Annotated in this window: 1 protein-coding gene; it reads right to left on the bottom strand. The window is 65.3% G+C overall.

Annotated elements, in window-relative coordinates; all coding sequences use genetic code 11:
* Positions 1-9: 9 nt before the first annotated feature.
* Positions 10-265, bottom strand: a 256-nt coding sequence (locus tag OOT08_RS18885; RefSeq protein WP_325094442.1) for a hypothetical protein, incomplete at its 5' end; no start/stop codon positions are given.

Below are 265 nucleotides of genomic sequence, written 5' to 3'. Positions count from 1 at the left end.
CTCATTGCATCATGCGGCCCGCGCGGTCGACGCGGCTCGACGTGACGACGACACCGCGGATTGGGAGTGGTTCCCAGAGCACGCTGCCTTCTCCGGCCGGTGGGAACGCCGATCACCGTCGGGCTGGCTGTCGCCGAGCACGCCGAGAAGCGAGACCAGTTGGAGTTCCTGCTCCAGGTGATGTGGACAGACTTGGGCCAGTTCGCGGTCGATATGGCCTGCTGGTGCCAGACGAATCACGCCACTCATGACGTCGACGCCCTCA

Origin of the sequence: Leucobacter sp. M11 (genome assembly GCF_035726885.1) — a bacterium.
GTDB lineage: Bacteria > Actinomycetota > Actinomycetes > Actinomycetales > Microbacteriaceae > JAPFRB01.
Note: the sequence above shows the minus strand (reverse complement) of the source record. Positions and strands in the feature narration are given on the sequence as shown.